Annotated in this window: 24 protein-coding genes; 8 read left to right on the forward strand and 16 right to left on the reverse strand. The window is 73.4% G+C overall.

Annotated features, from left to right (window positions below):
- Positions 1-62 precede the first annotated feature (62 nt).
- Positions 63-671, reverse strand: a complete 609-nt coding sequence (locus ACFY61_RS27940; protein ID WP_389476368.1) for a M23 family metallopeptidase — start codon at positions 669-671, stop codon at positions 63-65.
- Between the two features lie 325 nt (positions 672-996).
- Positions 997-3,522 carry an ATP-dependent Clp protease ATP-binding subunit gene (locus tag ACFY61_RS27945; protein ID WP_389476369.1) on the reverse strand — a complete coding sequence of 842 codons (2,526 nt, stop codon included), beginning with the start codon at positions 3,520-3,522 and terminating at the stop codon, positions 997-999.
- Positions 3,523-3,964: 442 nt separating this feature from the next.
- Between ACFY61_RS27945 and ACFY61_RS27950 the strand changes: the two genes are divergently transcribed.
- Complete coding sequence (locus tag ACFY61_RS27950) at positions 3,965-4,552, forward strand: SCO3374 family protein (RefSeq protein WP_389476370.1); 588 nt, start codon at positions 3,965-3,967, stop codon at positions 4,550-4,552.
- Here ACFY61_RS27950 and ACFY61_RS27955 read toward each other — a convergent pair.
- The 10 genes from ACFY61_RS27955 to ACFY61_RS28000 all read right to left on the reverse strand — a co-directional run bounded on the left by ACFY61_RS27955 (position 4,531) and on the right by ACFY61_RS28000 (position 12,484).
- A complete protein-coding gene (locus ACFY61_RS27955) occupies positions 4,531-4,866 on the reverse strand; it encodes an Lsr2 family protein (RefSeq protein ID WP_389476372.1) in 336 nt (111 codons plus the stop codon). The two genes, ACFY61_RS27950 and ACFY61_RS27955, sit on opposite strands and share 22 nt — an antisense overlap.
- Positions 4,867-5,007: 141 nt before the next feature.
- The gene (locus ACFY61_RS27960; protein ID WP_389476374.1) at positions 5,008-5,556 is read right to left on the reverse strand and encodes an amino-acid N-acetyltransferase; all 549 of its coding nucleotides are present in this window, start codon (positions 5,554-5,556) and stop codon (positions 5,008-5,010) included.
- A 9-nt stretch (positions 5,557-5,565) separates the two neighbouring features.
- Positions 5,566-5,994 (reverse strand): BlaI/MecI/CopY family transcriptional regulator, encoded by a 429-nt coding sequence (locus ACFY61_RS27965; RefSeq protein ID WP_389476376.1) that lies wholly within the window; start codon positions 5,992-5,994, stop codon positions 5,566-5,568.
- Positions 5,995-6,118: 124 nt separating this feature from the next.
- Positions 6,119-6,286 carry a hypothetical protein gene (locus ACFY61_RS27970; protein WP_389476378.1) on the reverse strand — a complete coding sequence of 56 codons (168 nt, stop codon included), beginning with the start codon at positions 6,284-6,286 and terminating at the stop codon, positions 6,119-6,121.
- Between the two features lie 14 nt (positions 6,287-6,300).
- The gene (locus ACFY61_RS27975) at positions 6,301-6,885 is read right to left on the reverse strand and encodes a hypothetical protein (RefSeq protein ID WP_389476380.1); all 585 of its coding nucleotides are present in this window, start codon (positions 6,883-6,885) and stop codon (positions 6,301-6,303) included.
- Between the two features lie 142 nt (positions 6,886-7,027).
- Entirely contained in the window at positions 7,028-7,837 is an 810-nt protein-coding gene (locus ACFY61_RS27980) for a type III pantothenate kinase (protein WP_389476382.1), read from the reverse strand.
- 3 nt (positions 7,838-7,840) lie between these two features.
- Positions 7,841-8,827: a carboxylating nicotinate-nucleotide diphosphorylase gene (gene nadC, locus ACFY61_RS27985; RefSeq protein ID WP_389476384.1), complete on the reverse strand. Its 987-nt coding sequence runs from the start codon at positions 8,825-8,827 to the stop codon at positions 7,841-7,843.
- A gap of 2 nt (positions 8,828-8,829) precedes the next feature.
- Complete coding sequence (locus ACFY61_RS27990; RefSeq protein ID WP_389476386.1) at positions 8,830-10,575, reverse strand: L-aspartate oxidase; 1,746 nt, start codon at positions 10,573-10,575, stop codon at positions 8,830-8,832.
- On the reverse strand, positions 10,572-11,567 hold the full coding sequence (gene panC / locus ACFY61_RS27995) for a pantoate--beta-alanine ligase (RefSeq protein ID WP_389476388.1): 996 nt from the start codon (positions 11,565-11,567) through the stop codon (positions 10,572-10,574). Before panC ends, ACFY61_RS27990 begins: the two co-directional genes overlap by 4 nt.
- Positions 11,564-12,484, reverse strand: a complete 921-nt coding sequence (locus tag ACFY61_RS28000) for a Rossmann-like and DUF2520 domain-containing protein (protein WP_389476390.1) — start codon at positions 12,482-12,484, stop codon at positions 11,564-11,566. The genes panC and ACFY61_RS28000 overlap by 4 nt, the downstream gene beginning before the upstream one ends.
- A gap of 115 nt (positions 12,485-12,599) precedes the next feature.
- Between ACFY61_RS28000 and ACFY61_RS28005 the strand changes: the two genes are divergently transcribed.
- Positions 12,600-13,781: a threonine aldolase family protein gene (locus ACFY61_RS28005; RefSeq protein ID WP_389476392.1), complete on the forward strand. Its 1,182-nt coding sequence runs from the start codon at positions 12,600-12,602 to the stop codon at positions 13,779-13,781.
- Positions 13,782-14,002: 221 nt separating this feature from the next.
- Here the strand turns inward: ACFY61_RS28005 and ACFY61_RS28010 are convergent, their stop codons facing one another.
- A complete protein-coding gene (locus ACFY61_RS28010) occupies positions 14,003-14,209 on the reverse strand; it encodes a hypothetical protein (RefSeq protein ID WP_389476394.1) in 207 nt (68 codons plus the stop codon).
- A 150-nt stretch (positions 14,210-14,359) separates the two neighbouring features.
- Here ACFY61_RS28010 and ACFY61_RS28015 point away from each other — a divergent pair, with 150 nt between their 5' ends.
- Together ACFY61_RS28015 and ACFY61_RS28020 are read left to right on the forward strand one after the other, a co-directional pair.
- Positions 14,360-15,487 (forward strand): DUF5937 family protein, encoded by a 1,128-nt coding sequence (locus tag ACFY61_RS28015; RefSeq protein WP_389476396.1) that lies wholly within the window; start codon positions 14,360-14,362, stop codon positions 15,485-15,487.
- A gap of 177 nt (positions 15,488-15,664) precedes the next feature.
- Positions 15,665-17,215, forward strand: a complete 1,551-nt coding sequence (locus tag ACFY61_RS28020) for a M28 family metallopeptidase (RefSeq protein ID WP_389476398.1) — start codon at positions 15,665-15,667, stop codon at positions 17,213-17,215.
- A gap of 198 nt (positions 17,216-17,413) precedes the next feature.
- On the opposite strand, the gene ACFY61_RS28025 is transcribed toward ACFY61_RS28020, so the two are convergent.
- Positions 17,414-18,427 (reverse strand): SAM-dependent methyltransferase, encoded by a 1,014-nt coding sequence (locus tag ACFY61_RS28025; protein ID WP_389476400.1) that lies wholly within the window; start codon positions 18,425-18,427, stop codon positions 17,414-17,416.
- Between the two features lie 104 nt (positions 18,428-18,531).
- On the opposite strand from ACFY61_RS28025, the gene ACFY61_RS28030 reads away from it, so the two are divergent.
- Both ACFY61_RS28030 and ACFY61_RS28035 read left to right on the forward strand, forming a co-directional pair.
- Positions 18,532-19,737, forward strand: a complete 1,206-nt coding sequence (locus ACFY61_RS28030; RefSeq protein WP_389476672.1) for a sensor histidine kinase — start codon at positions 18,532-18,534, stop codon at positions 19,735-19,737.
- A 23-nt stretch (positions 19,738-19,760) separates the two neighbouring features.
- Complete coding sequence (locus ACFY61_RS28035) at positions 19,761-20,435, forward strand: response regulator (protein WP_389476402.1); 675 nt, start codon at positions 19,761-19,763, stop codon at positions 20,433-20,435.
- A 100-nt stretch (positions 20,436-20,535) separates the two neighbouring features.
- Here the strand turns inward: ACFY61_RS28035 and ACFY61_RS28040 are convergent, their stop codons facing one another.
- Together ACFY61_RS28040 and ACFY61_RS28045 are read right to left on the reverse strand one after the other, a co-directional pair.
- Positions 20,536-21,906: a PH domain-containing protein gene (locus ACFY61_RS28040; protein WP_389476404.1), complete on the reverse strand. Its 1,371-nt coding sequence runs from the start codon at positions 21,904-21,906 to the stop codon at positions 20,536-20,538.
- Between the two features lie 11 nt (positions 21,907-21,917).
- Positions 21,918-22,427 carry a PH domain-containing protein gene (locus tag ACFY61_RS28045; protein WP_389476406.1) on the reverse strand — a complete coding sequence of 170 codons (510 nt, stop codon included), beginning with the start codon at positions 22,425-22,427 and terminating at the stop codon, positions 21,918-21,920.
- 80 nt (positions 22,428-22,507) lie between these two features.
- Between ACFY61_RS28045 and ACFY61_RS28050 the strand changes: the two genes are divergently transcribed.
- Complete coding sequence (locus ACFY61_RS28050) at positions 22,508-23,650, forward strand: NADH-quinone oxidoreductase subunit D (RefSeq protein WP_389476408.1); 1,143 nt, start codon at positions 22,508-22,510, stop codon at positions 23,648-23,650.
- 57 nt (positions 23,651-23,707) lie between these two features.
- Entirely contained in the window at positions 23,708-24,574 is an 867-nt protein-coding gene (locus ACFY61_RS28055) for an arylamine N-acetyltransferase (protein ID WP_389476410.1), read from the forward strand.
- Positions 24,575-24,846 lie beyond the last annotated feature (272 nt).

Genomic DNA, 24,846 nt, shown 5'->3' on the forward strand with positions numbered 1-24,846 from the left:
GGCCGGGAGGGCGGGAGGGCGGGCCGCCTGAGGGCGGCTCGGGGCCGGAGGCCCGCCCCGGGTCAGATGGAGACGCCCGCGGAGCGCAGGAAGGCCATCGGGTTCACGGACGACCCGTAGTTCGGGGTGGTCCGGATCTCGAAGTGCAGGTGCGGGCCGCTGGAGTTCCCGGTGTTGCCCGACAGGGCGATCTGCTTGCCGGCGGCGACCTTCGTGCCGACCTTCACCTGGATCTTCGACAGGTGGGCGTACTGCGAGTAGGTGTCGTTGTCGTGCTTGATGACGACGGCGTTGCCGTAGGCCGGGCCGTCACCGGCTCCGTTCGGGCCGGCCTTGACGACGGTGCCGCTGCCGACGGCCTTGACGGGGGTGCCGACCGGCACGGCGAAGTCCTGGCCGGAGTGCTTGCGCACCCACATGCTGCCGGCCTTGCCGTAGGTCGCGGTGAGCGTGTAGCCGGAGACCGGCTTCTTCCAGGCGGCGCCCTTGGCGGCGGCGGCCTCACCCTGGGCCTTGGCCTGCGCGGCGACCAGCTGGGCGGTCGGCAGCGGGGCCTGCGGGGCCTCGTCGGCGAAGGCGGTGCCCGCGGCTCCGGCGGCCAGCGCGGCGCCGGCCGAGGCGGCGACGAGGGCGGTGCGGATGCGGCGGGTGCGGAAGGGCTTCGCAGACATGGGTGAGTCCTCCGAGACGGGTTTGAAGCGGGGGTGCCGTGGGAACGGCCCACCCTTGGTAACCCGTCGGGGCCCTATGCCCCAAAAGCCGCATCTACTACCAGACCCCGTAGGGTCGACGTCACATTCCTCCCCCGTTGACCGGCGTCTTCCTGGGGCGATACCCCCTCGCAGTACGCGAAGGATCTACGAGATGGCGTCGTAGGTCCGATTTGTCCTGTGCGGCTTGTCACCGGCCTCCGGCGGCCCGGGACGGGCCGCGGCACGAAGAAGGCGGCCCCGGAACCTCTCGGTTCCGGGGCCGCCCTGCGGTGGCCGTACGGCCTTACGCGCCCTTGCTGAGGTCCGGGCCGGAGCCCGTCGCCTCGATCGGCGGGACGTCCGGCAGGGCCGACTTCTCCTCGCCGCGGAAGGTGAACTTGGCTTCCTCGCCCTCACCCTCCTTGCCGACGACCACGATGTGGCCGGGACGCAGCTCGCCGAAGAGGATCTTCTCCGACAGGACGTCCTCGATCTCGCGCTGGATGGTCCGGCGCAGCGGCCGGGCACCCAGGACCGGGTCGTAGCCGCGCTTGGCGAGCAGCAGCTTGGCGTCCTGGCTGAGCTCGATGCCCATGTCGCGGTCCTTCAGCCGCTCGTCCACCTTGGCGATCATCAGGTCGACGATCTGGATGATGTCTTCCTGCGACAGCTGGTGGAAGACCACCGTGTCGTCGACACGGTTCAGGAACTCGGGGCGGAAGTGCTGCTTCAGCTCCTCGTTGACCTTGGCCTTCATGCGGTCGTAGCCGGTCTTGGTGTCGCCCTGGGCGGCGAAGCCCAGGTTGAAGCCCTTCGAGATGTCCCGCGTGCCCAGGTTGGTCGTCATGATGATGACCGTGTTCTTGAAGTCCACGACCCGGCCCTGGGAGTCGGTCAGGCGACCGTCCTCCAGGATCTGGAGAAGGGAATTGAAGATATCCGGGTGGGCCTTCTCGACCTCGTCGAAGAGGACGACGGAGAACGGCTTGCGGCGCACCTTCTCGGTGAGCTGGCCGCCCTCTTCGTAGCCCACGTAACCGGGGGGCGAACCGAAGAGACGGGAAACCGTGTGCTTCTCGCTGAACTCCGACATGTCGAGGGAGATCAGCGCGTCCTCGTCGCCGAAGAGGAATTCGGCGAGCGTCTTGGAGAGCTCGGTCTTACCGACGCCGGACGGGCCGGCGAAGATGAACGAGCCACCGGGGCGCTTGGGGTCCTTCAGACCCGCACGGGTACGCCGGATGGCCTGGGAGAGGGCCTTGATGGCGTCCTTCTGGCCGATGACGCGCTTGTGGAGCTCGTCCTCCATGCGGAGCAGCCGGCTGGACTCCTCCTCGGTCAGCTTGAAGACCGGGATGCCGGTGGCGGTCGCGAGGACCTCGGCGATCAGCTCGCCGTCGACCTCGGCGACGACGTCCATGTCGCCGGCCTTCCACTCCTTCTCCCGCTTGGCCTTCGCCGCCAGCAGCTGCTTCTCCGTGTCACGGAGCGAGGCCGCCTTCTCGAAGTCCTGGGAGTCGATCGCGGACTCCTTGTCCCGGCGGACGCCGGCGATCTTCTCGTCGAACTCGCGGAGGTCCGGCGGCGCGGTCATCCGGCGGATGCGCATCCGGGAGCCGGCCTCGTCGATCAGGTCGATCGCCTTGTCCGGGAGGAAGCGGTCCGAGATGTACCGGTCGGCCAGGGTGGCCGCCTGCACGAGGGCCTCGTCCGTGATCGAGACGCGGTGGTGGGCCTCGTAGCGGTCGCGCAGACCCTTGAGGATCTCGATGGTGTGCGGCAGCGAGGGCTCGGCGACCTGGATGGGCTGGAAGCGGCGCTCCAGGGCCGCGTCCTTCTCCAGGTGCTTGCGGTACTCGTCGAGGGTGGTGGCACCGATGGTCTGGAGCTCACCGCGGGCCAGCATCGGCTTGAGGATGCTGGCGGCGTCGATCGCGCCCTCGGCGGCGCCCGCACCCACCAGGGTGTGGAGCTCGTCGATGAACAGGATGATGTCGCCGCGGGTGCGGATCTCCTTGAGGACCTTCTTCAGGCGCTCCTCGAAGTCACCGCGGTAGCGGGAGCCGGCGACGAGCGCGCCGAGGTCCAGCGTGTAGAGGTGCTTGTCCTTGAGGGTCTCGGGCACCTCGCCCTTGACGATGGCCTGCGCCAGGCCCTCGACGACGGCGGTCTTGCCGACGCCGGGCTCGCCGATGAGGACCGGGTTGTTCTTGGTCCGGCGGGACAGCACCTGCATGACCCGCTCGATCTCCTTCTCGCGCCCGATGACCGGGTCGAGCTTGGATTCGCGGGCCGCCTGGGTGAGGTTGCGGCCGAACTGGTCGAGGACCAGGGAGGTCGAGGGCGTGCCCTCGGCCGGGCCGCCGGCCGTGGCCGACTCCTTGCCGCCGCCCGAGTAGCCGGAGAGCAGCTGGATGACCTGCTGCCGGACCCGGTTCAGGTCGGCGCCCAGCTTCACGAGGACCTGGGCGGCGACGCCCTCGCCCTCACGGATCAGGCCGAGCAGGATGTGCTCGGTCCCGATGTAGTTGTGGCCGAGCTGAAGAGCCTCGCGGAGGGAAAGCTCCAGGACCTTCTTGGCGCGAGGGGTGAAGGGGATGTGGCCGGACGGGGCCTGCTGGCCCTGGCCGATGATCTCCTCCACCTGCTGGCGGACCGCCTCGAGCGAAATCCCGAGGCTCTCCAGGGCCTTAGCGGCGACACCCTCACCCTCGTGGATCAGGCCCAGAAGGATGTGCTCGGTGCCGATGTAGTTGTGGTTGAGCATCCGGGCTTCTTCCTGAGCCAGGACGACAACCCGCCGCGCGCGGTCGGTGAACCTCTCGAACATCGTTAATCGCTCCTCAGAGCGGTCGGGCAGTAAGGGGGCGGTCCCCTCCCTGTCCTTCCGCATGCTAGTCCCGCGGGGCGGGACAGCTCATTCCAACTGCCGACATCCGTCCACGGCTCACCCCCACGTCGGTGAGGAAAAACCGGCCTGAACAGCCGACAACTGCTCCAACCCGATGGTGCGAGACGATGTTCCCGCAGGCCAGGCAGATACCCGTCACACGTGTACGCCGATGGCGAACGGGAGCCGGTCAAATCAGCGTGTCGCCCCGATCCACTAGGAATGTCTTACCCGTAAGCACTGACACTCCATGCCCCCGGCACCCGTTCCCTCCGCTACGGGCGAACACAGTTGCGTCCCGAATGTGAGACCGAGCTTTACGTTCCGCATTCCTCCGGGAGCTCAGCGTAACCCCGGGGGTCCGGTGGCTGTTGCTCCTGGCATGGCTCTCACGGTTCCGCCGCCCAGGACCGCTCCCGGGGACCCCGTCCGGTCGGCCGACCGGACCGCGCGCTGGTACGAGCGGGTGCTCGGCTGGCGGGTGGCGGGCGGGGTGCCCGTCCAGCTGGCCACCGGTCTCCTCTTCGACGTGCTGGAGCTCCCCGCGGACGCGGGGGCGGCCCTGCTGCGCCGGCCGGTCGCCACCGGGCCGGTCGCCCTGCTGGGGCGGCGGATGCGGTTCCTGGTGGCGCCGGGCGGGGCCGAGGAGCTGGCGGGCCTGCTCGACTGGCTGGAGTGGGGCGGGGTGGAGCTGGAGCTCACCGCGATGGGTGAGGGCGGCCGGATGACCGCCCCGGAGCCCCCCGGGGCCGTCCACCCGCCCGGTGAGGTCCCTCGGGGTGCCGCCGTGTGGCTGCGGCCCCCGGAGCCGGGCTGTGAGGCCTCGCTGCCGGCCCTGCCCGGCCGCGGGCAGGGTTCGGCCCCCGGCCTCGTGCGGCTGGTCGGCGCGGCGGCGACGGAGTGCCACCGGGCCAGACTGCTGCGTGCGCGGCGGCCGGGGGGTGTGGGTCAGCCCTTGGCGTTCTCGTAGGCCTCGCGGATGTCGGCGGGCACGCGGCCGCGGTCGTTGACGCTCAGACCCTGGGCCTTGGCCCAGGCGCGGATCTCCGCGGTGTCCGGGCTGCCCGCGGAGGCGGCCCGGGGGCCCTTGGCGCGGCCCGCGGAGGTGCGGCCCGTGCGGCGTCCGGCCTTCACGAACTCCTCCAGCGCGCTGCGGAGCTTCGCCGCGTTGGCGCTGGTGAGGTCGATCTCGTAGCTCTTGCCATCCAGTGCGAACGTGACGGTCTCGTCCGCCGTGCCACCGTCGAGGTCGTCGACAAGAAGGACCTGAACCTTCTGCGCCACCGGATTTCCTTTCATCGAAAATGCAGTACGCGGAAAGGAAACCGCTTTTGCCTGGAAAACTCAAACCCCCGGGAGAGGTTCAGGAGGGCTAGCGGGCGGGAAACGTGCGCGATTCGGACATAGGGTTCGCGAACAGATCGGTCACAGGTGCAGAAGCATCCGGCTGTTGCCCAAGGTGTTCGGCTTCACTCGTTCGAGACCGAGGAACTCGGCGACGCCCTCGTCATAGGAACGGAGCAGCTCCGTGTAGACATCCGTGTCCACCGGAGTCTCGCCGATCTCGACGAAGCCGTGCTTCGCGAAGAAGTCCACTTCGAAGGTCAGGCAGAATACCCGCTGCACGCCGACCTCCCGGGCGGTCCGCAACAGCCGGGCGAGCACGAGGTGCCCGACGCCGGCCCCCCTCAGCTCCCGGTCGACGGCGAGCGTGCGCACCTCGGCGAGGTCCTCCCACATCACGTGGAGGGCGCCGCAGCCGACCACCCGGCCGTCGGTGCCGCGTTCCGCGACCCAGAACTCCTGGATGGACTCGTAAAGGGTCACCGGGGCTTTGTCGAGCAGGATCCGCTGCTGCACGTACTGGTCGAGCAGTCGGCGCAGCGCGGGAACATCCCCGGTACGGGCCCGGCGGATCGTCACTGCTTTTGCATTTGCACCGGTAACCGGCTGCGCGGGCGAATCGTCTTCCATGCCCGGACGCTATCGCCCCGGCTCGGGGCGGCGCTCGCCGGAGTCGCCTTCGGCCTCGGCCTCGGCCTCGTCATCGTCGTCGTGCTGGACGATGCGCACCGCGTCCCGGAGGGCCTCGCGCTGTTCCGACGACATCATCCCGAAGAAGGCGACCAGGGCGGCGGCGGGGTTGTCGCTGGTGGACCAGGCTTCGTTCATGAGTGCGGCCGAGTAGGCGGCGCGGGTGGAGACCGCGGTATACCGATAGGCGCGGCCTTCGGCTTCCCGCCGGACCCAGCCCTTCTGGTGGAGATTGTCCATGACGGTCATGACCGTCGTATACGCGATGGAGCGTTCCTGCTGGAGGTCTTCCAGCACTTCCCGAACGGTGACCGGGCGGTTCCACTGCCACACCCGCGTCATGACGGCGTCTTCGAGTTCTCCCAAGGGGCGAGGCACACCAGCACGATAGTGCGGGATGTCCGCAATTGCCCGGCTATTCGTCCGGAACCACCCAAGAAAATCGGGCGGGCGGCCCCTCAGGAGCCGTCCGCCCGTGTTTTCGTCCTACAGCACTACCGCACTACTTCTGATTCGGCTGGCCCGCCTCGGCGCGGGCGATGACGGCGTCCACGGCCGCGTCCTCCTTGGCCTTGTTGGAACCGCCCTGGCTCTTCACGATCGTCACGACGAGGGCGATGAAGAACGCGGCCATCACGACGGGGGGCACGAGCGCGGAAACGTAGTCCATGCCCCCCAGCGTAGCTACCCGGCGGCGCGGGCCGCCGCCGGGGGCGGGGTCGGCTTCCGGCGTGGCGGGAACACCTCTCCGGGGGTCGGCACCGGCCTCGGTTCGCGCACCGGCGGGGCCGGCGCGGGCTTGGGGCGCGGCTCGCCCTCGTCCCTCCCGCCGGCCAGCGTGAGGTACCGGGCCCGCGGTACGGGTGCGCCCGGGCGGGGCCGTACGGACGGCCCGCCGGCCGGGCGGGTGCGCTCCAGCAGGGCGGCGGCGGCCGGGTTGCCGCGCAGTGCCCGCAGCCCGGCCAGGTCCTCGGGGGCGGGCTCGTAGCCGTGGGCCATCGCCTCGCGCAGCAGCTCCAGGTAGCCGGCCGCGCTGCCGGGCAGGGCCTCGCGGTAACGCCGGAGGTCCTCCCGCAGGAACGCTCTGAGCCGGCCCGACTCCGCGGCCGCGTCGTCGACGGCCTGGGCGAGCCGGAGGCAGTCCCGGACCTCGGCTGCGGGGAGCGGGCCGGCGGAGGTCTGGAGGGCGTGGGCGAGGGACCGCCGCAGCACGCGCAGTTCAGCAGCGCTGAACGCCATGCCGCCGCGGGATCCGTAGGGCGTGGGCATGGCCAGAAGATACGCGCTAATCGGACAAAATCCTCCGACTTCGCATGATCCGGGCGTGCCGCCGGAGCGCCGGACCGCCGGTGCGCCGCGGCGGGCCCGGGTTCCCGGCTCGTTCTTGCCTCCGGGAATCCCCGCGGCCGGCCTAGGCGAAGTTCGGTGCGTTGCGCTCGTACACGAGCCGCAGCCCGATCAGGGTGAGCCAGGGCTCGTGGTCGTCGATGACCGAGGACTCCCCCAGCACCATGGGGGCCAGGCCGCCGGTGGCGATGACGCGGACGTCGTCCGGGTCGCCGTTCGGGCCGATGAGCTCGCGGGCCATGCGGGTCACGACCCCGTCGACCTGGCCGGCGAAGCCGTAGACCACGCCGGACTGCATGGCCTCGACCGTGGACTTGCCGATCACGTTGCGCGGCCGGGCCAGCTCGATCTTGCGCAGCTGGGCGCCGCGGACGCCGAGGGCCTCCATGGAGATCTCGATGCCGGGGGCGATGACCCCGCCCACGTACTCCCCGCGCGCCGACACCGCGTCGAAGGTGGTGGCGGTGCCGAAGTCCACGACGATGGCCGGGCCGCCGTACAGGTCGACGGCCGCGCAGGCGTTGATGATCCGGTCGGCGCCGACCTCCTTCGGGTTGTCCGTGAGGATCGGGACGCCCGTCTTGATGCCCGGCTCGACCAGCACCGCCGGCACGTCGCCGTAGTACCGGCGGGTGACCTCGCGCAGCTCGTGCAGGACGGCGGGGACGGTCGAGCAGATGGCGATGCCGTGGATGCCGTCGCCGAGTTCGCTGCCGAGCATCGGGTGCATGCCCATCAGGCCCTGCATGAGCACGGCGAGTTCGTCGGCGGTACGGCGCGGATCGGTGGAGATCCGCCAGTGCTCGATGATCTCGTCGCCGTCGAACAGGCCGAGCACAGTGTGGGAGTTGCCGACGTCGATGGTCAACAGCATGGGTTACACCGCCTCGCGGGGCTCGCGGAGGTCCAGGCCGATGTCCAGGACCGGCGAGGAGTGGGTGAGGGCACCCACGGCGAGGTAGTCCACGCCGGTCTCCGCGTAGGCCCGCGCGTTCTCCAGGGTCAGCCGGCCGGAGGACTCCAGGACGGCGCGGCCCTTGTTGTGCTCACGGTTCAGGATCACGGCCTCCTCGGTCTCCATCGGCGTGAAGTTGTCGAGGAGGATCAGGTCGGCGCCCGCGTCCATGACCTCGCGGCACTGGTGCAGGGTGTCCACCTCGACCTCCACCGGCAGGTCCGGGAACGCCTCCCGCACGGCCTGGAAGGCCTGGGCGACGCCGCCCGCCGCCACCACGTGGTTGTCCTTGACCAGCGCGGCGTCCGACAGCGACATGCGGTGGTTGACGCCGCCACCGCAGCGGACCGCGTACTTCTCCAGGGACCGCAGGCCGGGGGTGGTCTTGCGGGTGTCGCGGACCCTGGCGGCGGTGCCCTCCAGGGCGTCGGCCCAGCGGCGGGTGGCCGTGGCGATGCCGGAGAGCCGGCAGAGGATGTTCAGCGCGCTGCGCTCGGCGGTGAGCAGGTCGCGGGTGCGGCCGGTGACCGACAGCAGCACCTGGCCGGGCTCGACCCGCTCGCCGTCCTCCACGTGCCGCTCCACCTCGAAGGTCTCGGTGCAGACGATCGAGAAGACGGCCTCGGCGACGCGCAGTCCGGCGACGGTGCCGGCCTCGCGCGCGGTGAAGTCGGCGGTGGAGACGGCGTCCTCGGGGACGGTGGCGACGGTGGTGACGTCCACTCCGCCGTCGAGGTCCTCCGCGACGGCCATCTCGGCGATCGCCTCGACCTCGTACGGGTCCAGGCCGGCGTCGGCCAGCAGCTGGGCCAGCGCCGGGTCCAGGCCGGACTCCTCGCCGCCGCAGCCGCAGTCGTCGCCGCAGCCGCCGGCGTTCTGGTCGATCAGGGGGAGGTCGGGGGTGCTCACGGTCACTGCTCCTGGCTCAGGGGGTGGCGTACGGACGGGAAGTCCGCGGTCTCGGTCTCGGTGACGACCAGGGCGCGGTGCTCGGTCCTCGACAGGCGGACGACGAGGTGGCGGCGCCAGGCCGCATCGTCGCGCTCCGGGCGGTCCTCGCGCCAGTGGCAGCCGCGGGTCTCCTCGCGCCGCCGGGCCGCGGCGACCAGCACCCGGGCCACGCACATCAGGTTGGTGGCCTCCCAGGTGTCCACGCCCGGCTCGGCCGTCTTGCCGTGCACCTCCAGGTCGTACAGGGCGGAGGCGTACAGGGCGTCGAGGGCGTCGGCGGCCTCGCGCAGGGAGTCCGCGGAGCGCAGCACGCCGGCGCCGCGGGTCATGATCCGCTGGACCTCGAAGCGGGCCGTGGCGGGCAGCAGCGGGCCGCGGGAGGGGACGGGGATGCCGGGGCCGGCCGAGGCGGGCGGGTGGGCGGCGATGTCGGCGGCGATGCGCTCGGCGAAGACCAGGCCCTCCAGCAGGGAGTTGGAGGCGAGCCGGTTGGCGCCGTGAACGCCGGTGCAGGCGACCTCGCCGCAGGCGTACAGGCCGGGGACGGTGGTGCGTCCGTCGAGGTCGGTGCGGACGCCGCCGCTGGCGTAGTGGGCGGCCGGGGCGACCGGGATCGGCTGGGTGACGGGGTCGATGCCGTGGGCGCGGCACGCGGCGAGGATGGTGGGGAAGCGGTTCTCCCACATGTCGGCGCCGAAGTGCCGGGCGTCGAGGTACATGTGCTCGGCGCCCTGTTCCCGCATGCGGCGCATGATGCCCTTGGCGACGATGTCGCGGGGGGCCAGCTCGGCGAGCTCGTGCGCGCCGACCATGAAGCGGACGCCGTCGGCGTCGACCAGGTGGGCGCCCTCTCCGCGGACGGCCTCGGAGACCAGGGGCTGCTGGCCCTCGGCGTCGGGTCCGAGGAAGAGCACGGTCGGGTGGAACTGGACGAATTCGAGGTCGGAGACCTCGGCGCCGGCGCGCAGCGCAAGGGCGACGCCGTCGCCGGTGGAGACGGCCGGGTTGGTGGTGGCGGAGAAGACCTGGCCCATGCCGCCGGTGGCGAGGACGACGGCCGGGGCGTGGACGGCGCCGACGCCGTCGTGCTGGCCCTCGCCCATGACGTGCAGGGTGACGCCGGCGGTGCGGCCCTCGGCGTCCTGGAGCAGGTCCAGGACCAGGGCGTTCTCGACGGTCTCGATGCCGGCGGCGTGGACGGCCTCGACCAGGGCCCGGCTTATCTCGGCGCCGGTGGCGTCACCGCCGGCGTGGGCGATGCGGCGGCGGTGGTGGCCGCCCTCCCGGGTCAGCTCGATCTCGCCGGTGTCCGGGGAGGTGTCGAAGACGGCGCCGGTGGCGATCAGGCGGCGGACCGCGTCGGGGCCTTCGGTGACGAGCATCCGTACGGCGGTCTCGTCGCACAGTCCGGCCCCGGCGACGAGGGTGTCGTCGAGGTGCTGGCCGGGGGTGTCCCCCTCGCCGAGGGCGGCGGCGATGCCGCCCTGGGCCCAGCGGGTGGAGCCGTCGTCGAGCCGGGCCTTGGTGACCACGACGGTACGGCGGCCCGCGGCGGCGCAGCGCAGGGCGGCGGTCAGGCCCGCGACCCCGGACCCGACGACCACGACGTCGGCTTCCAGGGCCCAGCCGGGGGCCGGGGCGTGCAGCCGTATGCCGGTGCCGCCGCTCGGGGCGGTGCCGGTCGCTCTGCCTGACGAGGTGCTCACGGGTGTGCTCCGAATTCCAGCGGGATGTTGTCGATCAGCCGGGTGGTGCCGACCTTCGCGGCGACGGCGAGGACAGCCTGGCCGGTGTGGTCGGCGGGGACCTCGGTGAAGTCCGCGGGGTCGACGAGGGCCAGGTAGTCGAGGACCAGGGGGGTGTCGCCGCGGGCCGCCTCGTCGAGGACGTGCCGGGCGGCGGCCCGTACGGCGTCGGGGAGTCCGGCGCCGGCCATGGAGACGGCGTGGGCGTCGGCGGAGGCGCGGGCCTCGCCGAGCCTGGCGAGGGCGGTGGCGCGGGCCTCGGAGGAGGCGTTGGCCTCGGCGCGGGCGGCCAGGGCGGTCTGGGCGGCGAGCCGGTCGCGGCCGGCGAACAGGGCGCGGGACAACGCGAGGGCGGTGCGGCGTTCCGGTTCGGACAGGTAGCGGTTGCGGCTGGAGAGGGCGAGCCCGTCGTCCTCGCGGACGGTGGGGACGCCGACGACGGCCACGGGGAAGTTGAGGTCCGTCACCATGCGCCGGATCAGGGCGAGTTGCTGGGCGTCCTTCTGGCCGAAGAAGGCGACGTCGGGCGCGGTGAGGTGGAGCAGCTTGGCGACGACGGTGAGCATGCCGTCGAAGTGGCCCGGGCGGGTGGCGCCTTCCAGGCGGGTGCCCATGGGGCCGGCGCTGACGCGGACCTGGGGGTCGCCGCCGGGGTACACCTCGTCGACGGCCGGGGCGAACACGACGTCGGCTCCGGCGCGTTCGGCGACGACGAGGTCGGCGTCGAGGGTGCGCGGGTACTTGTCGAGGTCCTCGCCGGCGCCGAACTGGAGGGGGTTGACGAAGACGGTGGTGACGACCTGGCCGTCGGGGCCGACGTGGGCGCGGGCGGCGCGGACGAGGGTGGCGTGGCCCTCGTGCAGGGCGCCCATGGTCATGACGACGGCGCGCCGGCCGCCCGCGGGCGGGGCGACCGCCGCCAGTTCGTCGCGGGTGTGCAGCAGCCTGGTCATCGGGCGCCCCCCTCGGGCCGGTCGTCCGTGGCGTCGGCGAGCACGCCGAGCAGGTCCTCGGCGAGTTCGGGCTTGAGCAGGCCGTGCGCGAGGGCGCGGTCGGCGGTGGTACGGGCCATGGCGAGGTAGCCGGCGACGGTACTGGGGGCGTGCTTGCGCAGCTCGGCGACGTGTGCGGCGACGGTGCCGGCGTCGCCGCGGGCGACCGGGCCGGTGAGGGCGGCGTCGCCGGAGCGCAGGGCGTTGTCGAGGGCCGCGCCGAGCAGCGGGCCGAGCATCCGGTCGGGGTGCTCCACGCCGGAGGTGCGGAGCAGTTCCATCGACTGCGCGACGAGGGTGACGAGGTGGTTGGCACCGAGGGCGAGGGCCGCGTGGTAGAGCGGCCGGGAGGCCTCGGCGATCCACTCGGGTTCGCCGCCCATCTCGATGACCAGGGCCTCGGCGGCGAGCCGCAGCTCGTCGGGGGCGGTGACGCCGAAGGAGCAGCCGGCGAGCCGGTCCACGTCGACCGAGGTGCCGGTGAAGGTCATGGCGGGGTGGAGGGCGAGCGGGAGCGCGCCGGCCCGGCGGGCCGGGTCGAGGACGGCCGCCCCGTACCGGCCGGAGGTGTGCACCAGGAGCTGGCCGGGGCGGACCGCGCCGGTGTCGGCGAGGCCCTGGACCAGGGGCGGGAGCGCGTCGTCGGGGACGGTGAGCAGCACCAGCTCGGCGAGCTCCAGCACCTGCGCGGGTGGTACCAGCGGCACGTCGGGCAGCATCTCGGCGGCGCGGCGGCGCGAGGCGTCGGAGACGCCGGACACGGCGACGGGGCGGTGCCCGGCCAGTTGCAGGGCGCGGGCGAGCGCCGGGCCGACGCGGCCGGCACCGACGACGCCGACGGTGAGCCGGGCAGGTCGGGCCTGCTGTGTTGCGTTCACGCGGGGAGGGCCTTCCGTTCCAGTCCGCGGGGGGTACCGGACGATACGTCGCCATGCTAGCTCCTGGGGGTTGGCCGGCCCCTGTCGTGGGCGGTCGGTCGGGCAGGATCGGGGGATGACTGACACGAGTGCGGGCGGGGCGGGGCCGGCGGCGCGGGCGGCGGGAGAGGCGGAGCCGGCGGCGCGGGAGCTTCGGGAGGTGGCGGCGTGGCGCGGGGCGCGGCGCAGGCTGTCGTTCGCCGCGTCCGAGCCCACGGTGGGAGAGCTGCTGGCGGAGCTGGCGGCCGCTGGCGGCGGAGCGCTGGACGAACCCGCCGACGTGTACGGCGACGGGGTCGTGGCCCGGCTGGAGCAGCGCGTGGCCGCGCTGCTGGGCACGGCCGACGCCGCGTTCTTCCCGAGCGGGACGATGGCGCAGCAGGTGGCGCTGCGCTGCTGGGCGGGCCGCACGGGGAACCCGGTGGTGGCGCTGCACCCGGAGAGCCACCCGGAGGTGTGGGAGGGCGGCGCGCTGTCGCTGGTGTCGGGGCTGCGGACGGTGCACCCGGTGTCGGGCCCGCGGCAGCCGGCGGCGGAGGACGTACGGGACCTGGCGGAACCGTTCGGCACGCTGGTGCTGGAGCTGCCGCTGCGCGACCCGGGGTTCCTGCTGCCGTCGTGGGAGGAGCTGGAGGAGGTCGTGGAGGCGGCCCGGGAACGGGACGCGGTGGTGCACTTCGACGGGGCGCGGCTGTGGGAGACCACCGAGCACTTCGGGCGGCCGCTGGCGGAGATCGCGGGGCTGGCGGACTCGGTGTACGTCTCCTTCTACAAGTCGCTGGGCGGCCTGAGCGGGGCGGCGCTGGCCGGCCCGGCCGGGCTGGTCGCCGAGGCGAGGGTGTGGCGGCACCGGTACGGCGGCCGGGTGTTCCGGCAGTTCCCGCAGGCCCTGTCGGCGCTGGCGGGGCTGGAGCGGGAGCTGCCGCGGCTGCCGTCGTACGTGCGCCAGGCCCGGGTGGTGGCCGCGGCGCTGGCGGCGGGGCTGTCGTCGGCCGGCGTGCCGTGGTTCCGGGTGCACCCGGAGCCGCCGCACACCCACCAGTTCCAGGTGTGGCTGCCGTACGAGGCGGAACGGCTCACGGAGGCGGGGCTGCGGCAGGCGGAGGAGACCGGCACGGTGCTGTTCCGCCGCTGGGCGGCGGGCGGGCCGCCGGGGCTGGCGGTGACGGAGGTGACGGTCACGGAACCGGGGCTGTCGTGGACGGTGCGGGACGTGGGGGCGGCGCTGGCGGACTTCCTCGCCCGCGTCCAGCGCTGACGGGCGCCCCACCGCCGCCCCGGCCCGGCGGTGGCTCCGCCCCGGCTGAAGGCTGCGGCAGCGCTCGCCCGCCGGGCGGACCCGAGCGGCGCTTGAGCGGGCCCGACGGGAGCACCGCCCGGACACGCGGGGCTCCGCCCCGAACGCCCCCCCGGACTCCGTTCCGGGGGGACCCCCACGCCTCAAACGCGCTGGGCAACGTGGGGCGCGGGCCAGGCGGGTCAGTGGGGTGGGCCGGGCCAGGCGCGGTGGAGGGCGGCGCGCCAGGGGTGGCGGGCCGGGCGGCCGTCGAGGACGGCGCGGAACTGCTCGTAGGAACGGGCGGCCCGCAGCACGGCGAGGTCGTCCCGCCCGGGCGGCGGCGGCATCGCGTCCCCCCGCTGCGCCGCCCGGTAGCTGTCGACGAGGTACTGCTCGATCGCGGTCATGCCTCCACCCTCACCCCGTCGGCGCACCCGCGCCCGTCGATTGACGGGGAGCGTCAATCGACCGGCCCACCCGGGCCGCGGACCTGCGACGACACCCGACAGAATGGGGCTCCGGTCAACGACAGGCAGGCGGAAGGGGTCGGCGTGGGCGTGAACATCGACATCGCGGGCCTTCCGGCCGACGCCGTCACCTTCGCCGCGTCCCCGCTCGCCGAGCTCTGCATGGCCCTGCACGCGCTGTCCCAGCCCGCCCACCACCCCGGCCTCGGCTCCTGGACCGCCGCCACCTCCGCCGCGCTCGACCCGTGTCTGGCGGACCGGCTCCTGGAGGCCGACTTCATGTGGCGGAGCTCCTTCTCCGACGTGTTCATGCCGTTCGCGGGCGTGCCCGGCGGCACCGGCCGGCCGGCCGCCACGCTCGCCGAGGAGCTCGACGTACTCGACCGTCTGGACGACGAGCGGTTCGTGACCGCCGCGCTGGAGCACTGCTGGCTCGCGCTCTACGACGAGGGCCCCGGCGCGTCCCCCCTCGTCGACCCCGCGGCCCGCGCCAAGGCGTTGGAGACGGCGGCCGCGCGCGGCCCGGGCCGGCTGGCGTTCACGCTGCGGCTGCTGGACGACACGGCGTCCGTACGGGTGTGGCTGCGGCGGCTGCTCGAGGACTGCGACGAGGCGTTCTTCGCCGCGACCTGGCGGCGGATCGAGCCGCAGCAGACGGCCGACGCCCGGCACAAGACGGAGGTGCTGCGCCGCAAGGGGCTGCCGGCCGCGCTGGCGGAGGTGTCCGCGGCACTCGCCGTGGACGAGGCGCAGACCACCATCACCGTGGACAAGATGGCCCACGGCACGACGAGTGCGACCGACCCCGCCATCGGCCGCCCCGGCCTGGTGTTCCTGCCCACCCACTTCGGCTGGCCGCACCTGCTGGTGCTGCACGCGCCCGGCTGGCGGCCCGTGGTGCACTACCCGCTGTCGTCCCCCTCGTCCCAACTGGCGGCGGGATCCGGGTCGGTGGAGCTGCTCCAGCGGCGGATGGACGCCCTCGCGCACCCGATGCGGATGAAGCTGTGCCGGAGCCTGGCCCGGGCCCCGTACACGACGAGCGAGCTGGCGAGCGTGTACGGGATCACGCCGCCGGAGGTGTCGCGGCACCTGTCGGTGCTGAAGAAGGCCGGGCTGCTCCACACGCGGCGCGAAGGCCGTTATGTACAGCATCAGTTGGACCTGTCCATAGTCGCGCGGATCGGTTCGGACTTCATCGAGGGCATCCTGCGCTGACGCTGAGGGCCCGTCCGACCGGTCCGCAAACGCCCGATCGTCATGTCGACGTACCGGTATGGCGTACCGATATCTGGAATTCATAAACCGGAATCAGCGCGAAGTCTGGCCAGAGCGGCTCCTTGCTGTCTAACGTGCGTCCACCGCAGACGACCTGCCTGTCGTGAAAGGACCTCCATGCCCTCACGCCGTATAGCCGTTGCCACCGCCACCCTGGCGGCCGCGGCCCTCGTCTCACCGCTGCTGCTCGCCGGCCCCGCGGGCGCCACCAGCCCGCAGAGCGACGCAGCGCGGGGTGACGCGCTCGCCCGGAAGCTGGTGAAGGACTCCACCGGCAAGGGCGCCTTCAACCACCTGAAGGTCTTCCAGTCCATCGCCGACTACAACGGCGACACCCGGGTGGCGGGCTCCAAGGGCCATGAGCAGTCGGCCAAGTACGTGGAGGCGGTCATGAAGGCCGCCGGTTACAAGGTGTCCCGGCACGAGTTCGACTTCGTGTACGTCGAGACGCTCGCCGAGAAGCTGACCGTGAACGGGTCGGCCGGGCGGGACGTCCCGATCAAGCTGATGACGTACACGGCGAGCAGCCCCGAGGGCGGGGTCACCGCCCCGGTGGCGGTCGCCCCGGTGGACGCGGACGGCACCAACGGCTGTGAGCCGGGCGACTTCGCGTCCGGCACCTTCACCGGCAAGATCGCGCTGGTCAAGCGCGGCGGCTGCACCTTCGCGGTCAAGCAGGCCAACGCGGCGGCGGCCGGCGCGGTCGGTGCGGTGATCTACAACAACACGGCCGGCGCCCTGAACGGCACGATCGGCGACCCGACGCTGGGCAAGATCCCCACGGGTGGTGTGAGCCAGGAGGACGGCGAGAAGCTGGCCGCCGAGGCGGCGGCCGGGGAGGTCTCGCTCACCCTGGACGTCCGCGAGCTGCGCGAGAACCGCAAGACCTGGAACGTGGTCGCGGAGACCCGTGGCGGCGACGCGAACAACACGGTGTTCCTGGGAGCCCACCTCGACTCGGTCGCGGACGGGCCCGGCATCAACGACAACGGGTCGGGTTCGGCGGGCATCCTCCAGGTCGCGCAGCGCCTCGCGTCCAGCCAGGACAAGATCAAGAACAAGGTCAAGTTCGCCTGGTGGTCGGCGGAGGAGTTCGGTCTGCTCGGATCGGAGGCGTACGTCGCCTCCCTGACGGAGGAGCAGAAGAAGCAGATCAAGCTCTACCTGAACTTCGACATGATCGCCTCGCCGAACGCGGCGTACTTCGTGTACGACGGCGACGACTCGGACGGCGTCGGCTCGGGCCCCGGCCCGGAGGGCTCCGCGCAGATCGAGAAGGGCATCACCGACTTCCTCGACTCGAAGAACCTGCCGCACGAGGGCACGGACTTCAGCGGCCGCTCGGACTACGGGCCGTTCATCGAGGTCGGCATCCCGTCGGGCGGCACGTTCACCGGCGCGGAGGGCATCAAGACGGAGGCGCAGGCCGCGAAGTTCGGCGGGCAGGCGGGTGTCGCGTACGACGTCAACTACCACGGTGCGGGCGACGACATCACGAACATCGACCACAAGGCGCTGGACGTCAACGTCGACGTGATCGCGGACGCGGTCGGGCACTACGCGTTCGACCTGGCGCCGCTGTCGAAGCCGGTGGTGTCGGAGCCGACGGACGGCACGGACGGCAGCGGTGGTGGCCTCCACGACGGCCACGACCACGCGACGGAGTAACCACCCCGCCGCCCGTGGCCCCCGCCACCCCCTGGCGGGGGCCACGCTGCGCCCCACCAGGGGCGCGGGGAACTGCGCGACCAGCCACCACCCGCCCGCAGCGGCCGAAGACGGGTAGGCCCCAGGGGGCGCGGGGAACTGCGCGGCCGACGGCCACCGGGCCGTGCGTGGGGCGGAGGTGAGGGGCGGGCCGGCGCGTCAGGGCCAAGGGGACGGGACGTGGACCGGGTGGGCGAGCCAGAGGAAGTCGCCCAGGCCGCCCGGCGCGGTGAGTTCCGCCGCTTCGCCCGCCGCCGCCAGCGCCCGGACGTACGCCGCCGGGTCCGACGAGGCGAGGGCCAGCGGGGGCCGGGCCCCGGAGACGCCGAGCGCGGCGAGCGCCTCGCGCTGGGTGAGCAGAAGCGGCTCCGCAGCAGCCGCACCGCACGCGTCGAGCGCGACGTGCGCGGTCACGTCGCAGCTGCCGTCCGGCACCGGCCGGCACTCCCGCCCCGCCCGGAACCCCGCCAGCGTGCCGAACGGCGGGCGGTTCGCCGCCGTGTGCGCGTAGTCCACCGCCACCGCCAGGCCCCGGGAAAGCGAGCCCACCGCCGCCGCCCACGCCTCGTCGCGCGTACGGCCGATCTCCGCCCGGCCCGGCCCGGGCCACCACCGGTCCAGCCAGGCCCGGTCCGCGGCGGAGACCGGCCCGCCGGGGCTCTCCGTACCGTCCCGGTCGACCAGTACGTACCGCCCGTCCTCCGCCACGTCCAGCGGTACGTTGTCCAGCCACTCGTTCGCGAAGAGCAGTCCCGACACCCCCCGCGGCGGCTCCGCGACCCAGGCGACGCGCGGGTCCAGCCCCGCCGGCCGGGCCGCGCGTTCCACCGCGTACGGCCGGACCCGGGCCGCCGTCCCGGCCGGCAGCGCGGCCAGCACCCCGGTCAGCAGCTCCGCGCGGCCCGCGCCCACGTCGACCAGCGCCAGCTCCGGCGGGTGCCCCAGCGCCCCGTCCACCCACAGCAGCAGCCGGGCCACCGCCCCGGCGAAGAGCGGGGAGGCGTGCACCGACGTGCGGAAGTGCCCCGCCGGCCCGGTGGAGTCGCCCGGGCGGACGTAGAACCCGTCCGGCCCGTAGAGGGCCCGCTCCATCGCCTCGGCCCAGCCGACCGCCCCGGCCGCCCCGGTCGCACCGCGGGTCGCCCCGGCCGCCCCGCTCCTCTGCCCGCTCATGGCCCCAGGCTAGGGCCCCTCCACCTTGCGGAGTACGGCCCCGCATCACGGATCGCCCCTGTGGTTGACTCCAGCACCTATCTCCCGTGCCTACGCTGGGTTACGTGCAGCGCCTCTACGACTTCCTCCGCAGACACCCGACGGGCGTCGACAGCTTCTGGGCTGTCCTGCTCTTCGGGCTCGGCATGCTGCAGGTCGCGGGGAGCGCCGACCACCGGGACGTGAAGCTGACCGCCGTCCCGGCCGTCGTCGCGCTCGCCACGGCCGTCGCCCTGCGCCGCAAGTACACCGTGCCGATGCTCTGGCTGACCGCCGGCGCCGGGGCGTACCAGCTGGTCACCGACTCCGAGCCGACCCCGGCGAACCTCGCCATGCTGGTCGTGCTCTACACCGTCGGCGCCGCCGACGTCCCCCGCTGGGTCTCCCGCGTCGCCCTGGCCATGGGTCTGGCCGCGCCGCCGCTGTCGAACCTGCGGTGGCGGATGAACGAGGGGACGACCACCGGCGAGACCGTCTTCGCCATCGTCATGCTGATGGTGATGTTCGCGCTGGCCTGGGTGCTGGGCGATTCGGTCCGCACCCGCCGCGCCTACTACGCGCAGCTGGTGGAGCGGAACCAGCGGCTGGAGAAGGAACGCGCCGCCCAGGCGCAGGTGGCGGTGGCCGCCGAGCGCGCCCGGATCGCCCGGGAGCTGCACGACGTGGTCGCGCACAACGTGTCCGTGATGGTGGTGCAGGCCGACGGCGCCGCGTACGTCCTGGACTCCTCCCCGGAGCTGGCCAAGGAGGCCCTCCAGACCATCTCCGGGACCGGCCGTCAGGCCCTCGCCGAGATGCGCCGCCTGCTGGGCGTGCTGCGCACCGGCGAACCGCAGGAGTCCGAGGACTACGTGCCGCAGCCGGACGTCGAGCAGATCGAGGTGCTGGTCGAGCAGGTGCGGGCGGCCGGCCTGGCGGTGGACTTCCAGGTCGAGGGCACGCCGCGGCAGCTGCCCACGGGAGTGGAGCTCACGGCGTACCGGATCGTGCAGGAGGCGCTGACCAACACCCGCAAGCACGGCGGACCGGACGCCAGCGCCAGCGTGCGGCTGGTGTACTTCGACGACGGACTCGGCCTGCTGGTCGAGGACGACGGCCGCGGCGCGGCGCACGAACTGTACGAGGACGGCGGCGCGGACGGCGCGGGCCACGGGCTGATCGGCATGCGCGAGCGGGTCGGTATGGTCGGCGGCACCCTGGACGCGGGCCCGCGGCCGGGCGGCGGCTTCCGGATCAGCGCGCTGCTGCCGCTCAAGAAGCAGCCGAATTGAGAAGAGTGAGGTCGAGGTAGCGGATGTCCATCCGAGTGATGCTTGTCGACGACCAGGTCCTGCTGCGCACCGGCTTCCGCATGGTGCTGGCGGCACAGCCGGACATGGAGGTGGTCGCCGAGGCGGGTGACGGCCTGGAGGCGCTGGAGGTGCTGCGGGCCACGAAGGTGGACGTCGTCCTGATGGACGTGCGGATGCCCAGGCTCGACGGGGTGGAGGCGACGCGGCGGATCTGCGCGCAGGAGGACCACCCCAAGGTGATCATCCTGACCACCTTCGACCTGGACGAGTACGCGTTCTCGGGTCTGAAGGCGGGCGCGAGCGGGTTCATGCTGAAGGACGTGCCGCCGGCCGAGCTGCTGGCCGCGATCCGCAGCGTGCACAGCGGGGACGCGGTGGTGGCCCCGTCGACGACGCGGCGGCTGCTGGACCGTTTCGCCCCGATGCTGCCGACGACCACGGCGGAGCCGCAGAACAAGGAGCTGGAGCGGCTGACCGAGCGCGAGCGCGAGGTGATGCTGCTGGTGGCGCAGGGCCTGTCGAACGGCGAGATCGCCGCCCGGCTGGTCCTGTCGGAGGCCACGGTCAAGACGCACGTGGGGCGCATCCTGACCAAGCTGAGCCTGCGCGACCGCGTGCAGGTCGTCGTCCTGGCCTACGAGACGGGCATGGTCCGCGCCGGCGGCGGCCCGGCCTGACGGCCCCTCCCCCGGCGGCCCGCCCCTCAGCCGGCGGGCGGGTCGGCCGGGCGGGGCCGGGCGCCGGGGTCGGGCGCCGGGGCCGCGGTCGGCGTCGGGGTCAGGACGTCATCCAGCGGTCCGGGCGCGCGGTCGCGCGGCCGGTGCGGGAGCGGTCGGCCTGGGCGCCGAGGAGGGCCTCCGCCTCCTCGGCGGGCCGGAGCCGGGCGGTCACCGTGCCGTTCGCGCCGGTGTCCACGCATACGTCGGCCAGCCCGCGGGCCCGCTCCCACGGCCCCTGCGTCAGCCGCACCGACTGGACCTTGGCGTGCGGGACGATCTCGGTGCGGCGGCACAGCCGGCCGTGCCGGGCCGCGAACACCTCCGCCGAGACGGCCACGCCGTAGCCCTTCCACCACACCGGCACCACCCAGCGGGAGCGCCGGCCGGGCGACGGGCTGAAGTCCAGCGCCGCCAGGTCCGCGCCCGGCAGCACCCGCGCCACCACCGCGTACGCCGCCCCGCGCGGGGCGACCGGGACCAGCACGTCGTTCTTCGAGCCGGCCACCGCCAGCTCCACCCGGACCCAGTCGCGTCGCCGCCACAGCAGCGGTTCGACGATGCGGACGGTCTGCACCCGGCCCGGCGGCACGGTCTCGTGCGCCCGGTCGAGCATGCCGTGGTCCAGCCGGAGCCCGTCCGGGGACTCCGCGACCGTCCAGTCGTACTCGGTGAGGAAGCGGCCGGCGCTGTGCGCCCAGGCGGCGCCGAGCACCGGCAGCAGCGTCGCGAGCGTCGCCCACAGGCTGTCGCTGAGCAGCCACACCACCACGGGTGCGACCAGCGCGGTCACGACCGCCGCCCAGGTGCCCAGGCTGAGCAGCAGCGAGACGGCCAGCTGCCCGGAGGGCACCCGCAGCAGCCCGCGCACGGGGGCCTCGCCGACGGACACGGCCTCGGCGGGCGCGATGCCGGCCGCCCGGGCCAGCAGCTCGGCGCGCAGCTCGCCGGCCTCCCGCTCGCCCAGGAAGGCCAGCTCGTCCTTCTCCTCCGTGCCGATGACGTCGAGCTTCAGCTTGGCCACGCCCACGACCCGGGCCAGCAGCGGCCGGGTGACGTCCACGGCCTGGAGCCGGTCCAGCCGGATGTGCGCGGTGCGCCGGAACAGCAGGCCGGTACGGATGCGCAGTTCCGTGTCGGTGACCGCGTACGAGGTGAAACGCCAGCTCAGGAAGCCGTAGAGGGCGCCGGCGAGGACCACGCCCGCCATGATCAGCAGGCCGAGGCCGCCGGAGCGGAACCGTTCCAGCCACTCGCCGGCCCGGTCGCCCTGGTGGAACAGCACGCCGGCGGTAGCGCCGATCGGCACCCAGGCCCGGCGCAGCGGGGTGAACGGGTGCAGCCGCCGTTCCAGGACCGGGGTCCCCGGCTCCGGGGTCCCCTGCTCCCGGGTCCCCGGCTCCGGGGTCCCCGGCTCCGTGGTCCCGCTCACAGCCCCTCCGCTCACAGCCCCGCCGACCTTGCCTCGCCCAGCGCGGTCAGCCGGTCCCGGAGCCGCTCGGCCTCGGCCGGGTCGAGGCCGGGGATCTTCGCGTCGGTCGCGGCGGCGGCCGTGTGCAGCTGTACGGAGGCCAGCCCGAAGTGCCGCTCCAGCGGGCCCGAGGTCACCTCGACCAGCTGCATCCGCCCGTACGGCACGACGGTCTGCTCGCGCCACAGCACGCCCCGGCTGATCAGCAGGTCGTCGGCGCGCTCGGCGTACCGCCAGGACCGCCAGTTGCGGGCCAGCATGGGCCAGCCCCAGGCCAGTACGGCGATCCAGAACAGCCCGAGGGCGGCCCAGCCTGGGCCGATCCACCAGGCCCCGGCCGCGGCCGTGGCCGCCGCCAGCAGCAGCATCCACACGACCAGCAGCAGCCGCCGCAGGCCGAGCAGTCCGCCCGGAAGCCCCACCCAGTCGGGCCCGGCCGGAGCCGTCCCCGCGCCCGTCCCGGTATCCGTCCCCGTGTCCATGTCTCAACCCTAGGTCGCCGTTCGATCCGACCTGTGGGACCACAGGACGAGATCCGGCGGCGGGCTGAGACAATGCGCCCATGACGGAGACCACGGTCGGTATCGGCGGCGCGGCGGAAAGCACCGACATGGTGCTGAACATCGGGCCCCAGCACCCCTCGACGCACGGCGTGCTGCGGCTGCGCCTCGTCCTGGACGGCGAGCGCATCGCGAGCGCCGAGCCCGTCGTCGGCTACATGCACCGGGGTGCCGAGAAGCTCTTCGAGGCGCGTGACTACCGGCAGATCATCATGCTGGCGAACCGCCACGACTGGCTGTCCGCGTTCTCCAACGAGCTCGGCGTGGTCATGGCCGTCGAGCGCATGCTGGGCATGGAGGTGCCCGAGCGGGCGGTGTGGATGCGCACCCTGCTGGCCGAGCTCAACCGGGTGCTGAACCACCTGATGTTCCTCGGGTCGTACCCGCTCGAACTCGGCGGCATCACCCCGATCTTCCACGCCTTCCGCGAGCGGGAGGACCTCCAGGCCGTCATGGAGGAGATCTCCGGCGGCCGGATGCACTACATGTTCAACCGGGTCGGCGGCCTCAAGGAGGACCTGCCGGCCGGCTGGCTCGGCCGGGCCCGCGCCGCCGTCGCCGAGTGCCGCTCCCGCATGGACGTGTACGACAAGCTGGTGCGCGGCAACGAGATCTTCCGCGCCCGGACCCGGGACGTCGGCGTGCTGTCCGCGGAGGCCGTGCACGCGTACGGGGTCTCGGGGCCGATCGCCCGCGCCTCCGGCGTCGACTTCGACCTGCGCCGCGACGAGCCCTACCTGGCGTACGGCGAGCTCCAGGACGTGCTCGAGGTGGTCACCCGCACCGAGGGCGACTGCCTGGCCCGCTTCGAGTGCCTGCTCGACCAGACGCACAACTCCCTCGACCTGGCCGACGCCTGCCTGGACCGGATGGCGGAGCTGCCGCCGGGGCCGGTCAACCAGCGGCTGCCCAAGGTGCTGAAGGCCCCGGAGGGGCACACCTACGCGTGGACCGAGAACCCGCTCGGCATCAACGGCTACTACCTGGTCTCCAAGGGTGAGAAGACGCCGTACCGGCTGAAGCTGCGCTCCGCCTCCTACAACAACATCCAGGCGCTGACGGAGCTGCTGCCGGGCACCCTGGTCGCGGACATGGTGGCGATCCTGGGCTCGCTGTTCTTCGTGGTCGGCGACATCGACAAGTAGGTGCCGGTCCGGGCGATTTGGGGGTCGGCGCGGCCTTCGGTGCCTAGGGTGGGCTTCATGATCTCTGGCATATTCGCCGGCTACCTGCGCCGGCTGGGCGTCACCGACCCGGGAAAGCCCTCGGCAGAGGCGCTGTTCACGCTGCAGCGCGCCCACCTGGAACGCGTCCCGTACGAGAACATCGACATCCAGCTCGGCCGGCCGCCGGGCATCGCGCCCGAGCTGTCGGCCCGCCGCTTCGCCGCCGGCCACGGCGGGTACTGCTTCCACCTCAACGGGGCTTTCGCGGCCCTGCTGGAGCAGCTCGGCTACGACGTGACCCGTCACGTGGCGGGCGTGTACGAGGACTCCGGGGACACCGGCGTCAACGGCAACCACATGGCGCTGACGGTCCGGGTCGACGGCGAGGCGTACTTCGTCGACACGGGCCTGGGCGACGGCCCCTTCGACCCGCTGCCGCTGCGCGAGGGCGTGCACGAGCAGGGCGGGTTCCGGTACCGGCTGGAGCGGCTGGAGGGGCCGGAGGGGGAGCAGACCGGCTGGAGCTACCACAGCCCCGGCGGCCCGTTCCCCAGGACCAACTTCCGGAGCGCGCCGGCGGTGACGGCGGACTTCGAGGCGGAGCACCTGCGGCTGTCCACCGCCGAGGACTCCCCGTTCGTGCGGACCCTGACGCTGCTGCGCCGGGACGCCGAGGGGATCGACCTGCTGCGGGGACGGATCCTGTACCGGATCGACCCGGCGAAGGGGCCGAGCGAGCGGGAGCTCGGTACGGCGGAGGAGCTGTACGAGGCCGTGTCCACGGTCTTCGGGCGCGAGCTGCACGACTTGACCCCGGCGGACCGGCAGGCGCTGTGGCACAAGGTCACCCAGGCCCACGAGGCCTGGCTCTCCGACCGCGACACCCCACCGCCCCCGGCCTGACCCCGGGCCGGCCGGGGGTCGCGCCCGTCCGCCCGCGGCGGGTCGGCAGGCCCACCCCGGGCGGGCCGCGGCCGGCCCCGGCCGGGCCACCTCCGGCCCCGCCGGCGACTGAGCCCCGCGCGCCGCGGCCCCCGCTGCGCGGCACGTGCCGGCCCGCCCGTGGCCGCTCGCGCAGGTCCCCGCGCCCCTGACCGGGGCCACCTCCGCCCCGCCGGCAACCGAGCCCCGCGCGCCGCGGCCCCCGCTGCGCGGCACGTGCCGGCCCGCCCGTG

The organism is Streptomyces sp. NPDC012888 (genome assembly GCF_042900645.1).
Taxonomy (GTDB): Bacteria; Actinomycetota; Actinomycetes; order Streptomycetales; family Streptomycetaceae; genus Streptomyces.

Coding starts and splice junctions, on each gene's coding strand:
- ACFY61_RS27975 (WP_389476380.1), bottom strand. CDS start 6,885: ATGCCCACGCCCTACGGATCCCGCGGCGGCATGGCGTTCAGCGCTGCT.
- ACFY61_RS27940 (WP_389476368.1), bottom strand. CDS start 671: ATGTCTGCGAAGCCCTTCCGCACCCGCCGCATCCGCACCGCCCTCGTC.
- panC (WP_389476388.1), bottom strand. CDS start 11,567: ATGACCAGGCTGCTGCACACCCGCGACGAACTGGCGGCGGTCGCCCCG.
- ACFY61_RS27950 (WP_389476370.1), top strand. CDS start 3,965: ATGGCTCTCACGGTTCCGCCGCCCAGGACCGCTCCCGGGGACCCCGTC.
- ACFY61_RS28050 (WP_389476408.1), top strand. CDS start 22,508: ATGACGGAGACCACGGTCGGTATCGGCGGCGCGGCGGAAAGCACCGAC.
- ACFY61_RS28020 (WP_389476398.1), top strand. CDS start 15,665: ATGCCCTCACGCCGTATAGCCGTTGCCACCGCCACCCTGGCGGCCGCG.
- ACFY61_RS28005 (WP_389476392.1), top strand. CDS start 12,600: ATGACTGACACGAGTGCGGGCGGGGCGGGGCCGGCGGCGCGGGCGGCG.
- ACFY61_RS28010 (WP_389476394.1), bottom strand. CDS start 14,209: ATGACCGCGATCGAGCAGTACCTCGTCGACAGCTACCGGGCGGCGCAG.
- ACFY61_RS28025 (WP_389476400.1), bottom strand. CDS start 18,427: ATGAGCGGGCAGAGGAGCGGGGCGGCCGGGGCGACCCGCGGTGCGACC.
- ACFY61_RS28055 (WP_389476410.1), top strand. CDS start 23,708: ATGATCTCTGGCATATTCGCCGGCTACCTGCGCCGGCTGGGCGTCACC.
- ACFY61_RS27970 (WP_389476378.1), bottom strand. CDS start 6,286: ATGGACTACGTTTCCGCGCTCGTGCCCCCCGTCGTGATGGCCGCGTTC.
- ACFY61_RS28045 (WP_389476406.1), bottom strand. CDS start 22,427: ATGGACACGGGGACGGATACCGGGACGGGCGCGGGGACGGCTCCGGCC.
- ACFY61_RS27945 (WP_389476369.1), bottom strand. CDS start 3,522: ATGTTCGAGAGGTTCACCGACCGCGCGCGGCGGGTTGTCGTCCTGGCT.
- ACFY61_RS27960 (WP_389476374.1), bottom strand. CDS start 5,556: ATGGAAGACGATTCGCCCGCGCAGCCGGTTACCGGTGCAAATGCAAAA.
- ACFY61_RS27980 (WP_389476382.1), bottom strand. CDS start 7,837: ATGCTGTTGACCATCGACGTCGGCAACTCCCACACTGTGCTCGGCCTG.
- ACFY61_RS28035 (WP_389476402.1), top strand. CDS start 19,761: ATGTCCATCCGAGTGATGCTTGTCGACGACCAGGTCCTGCTGCGCACC.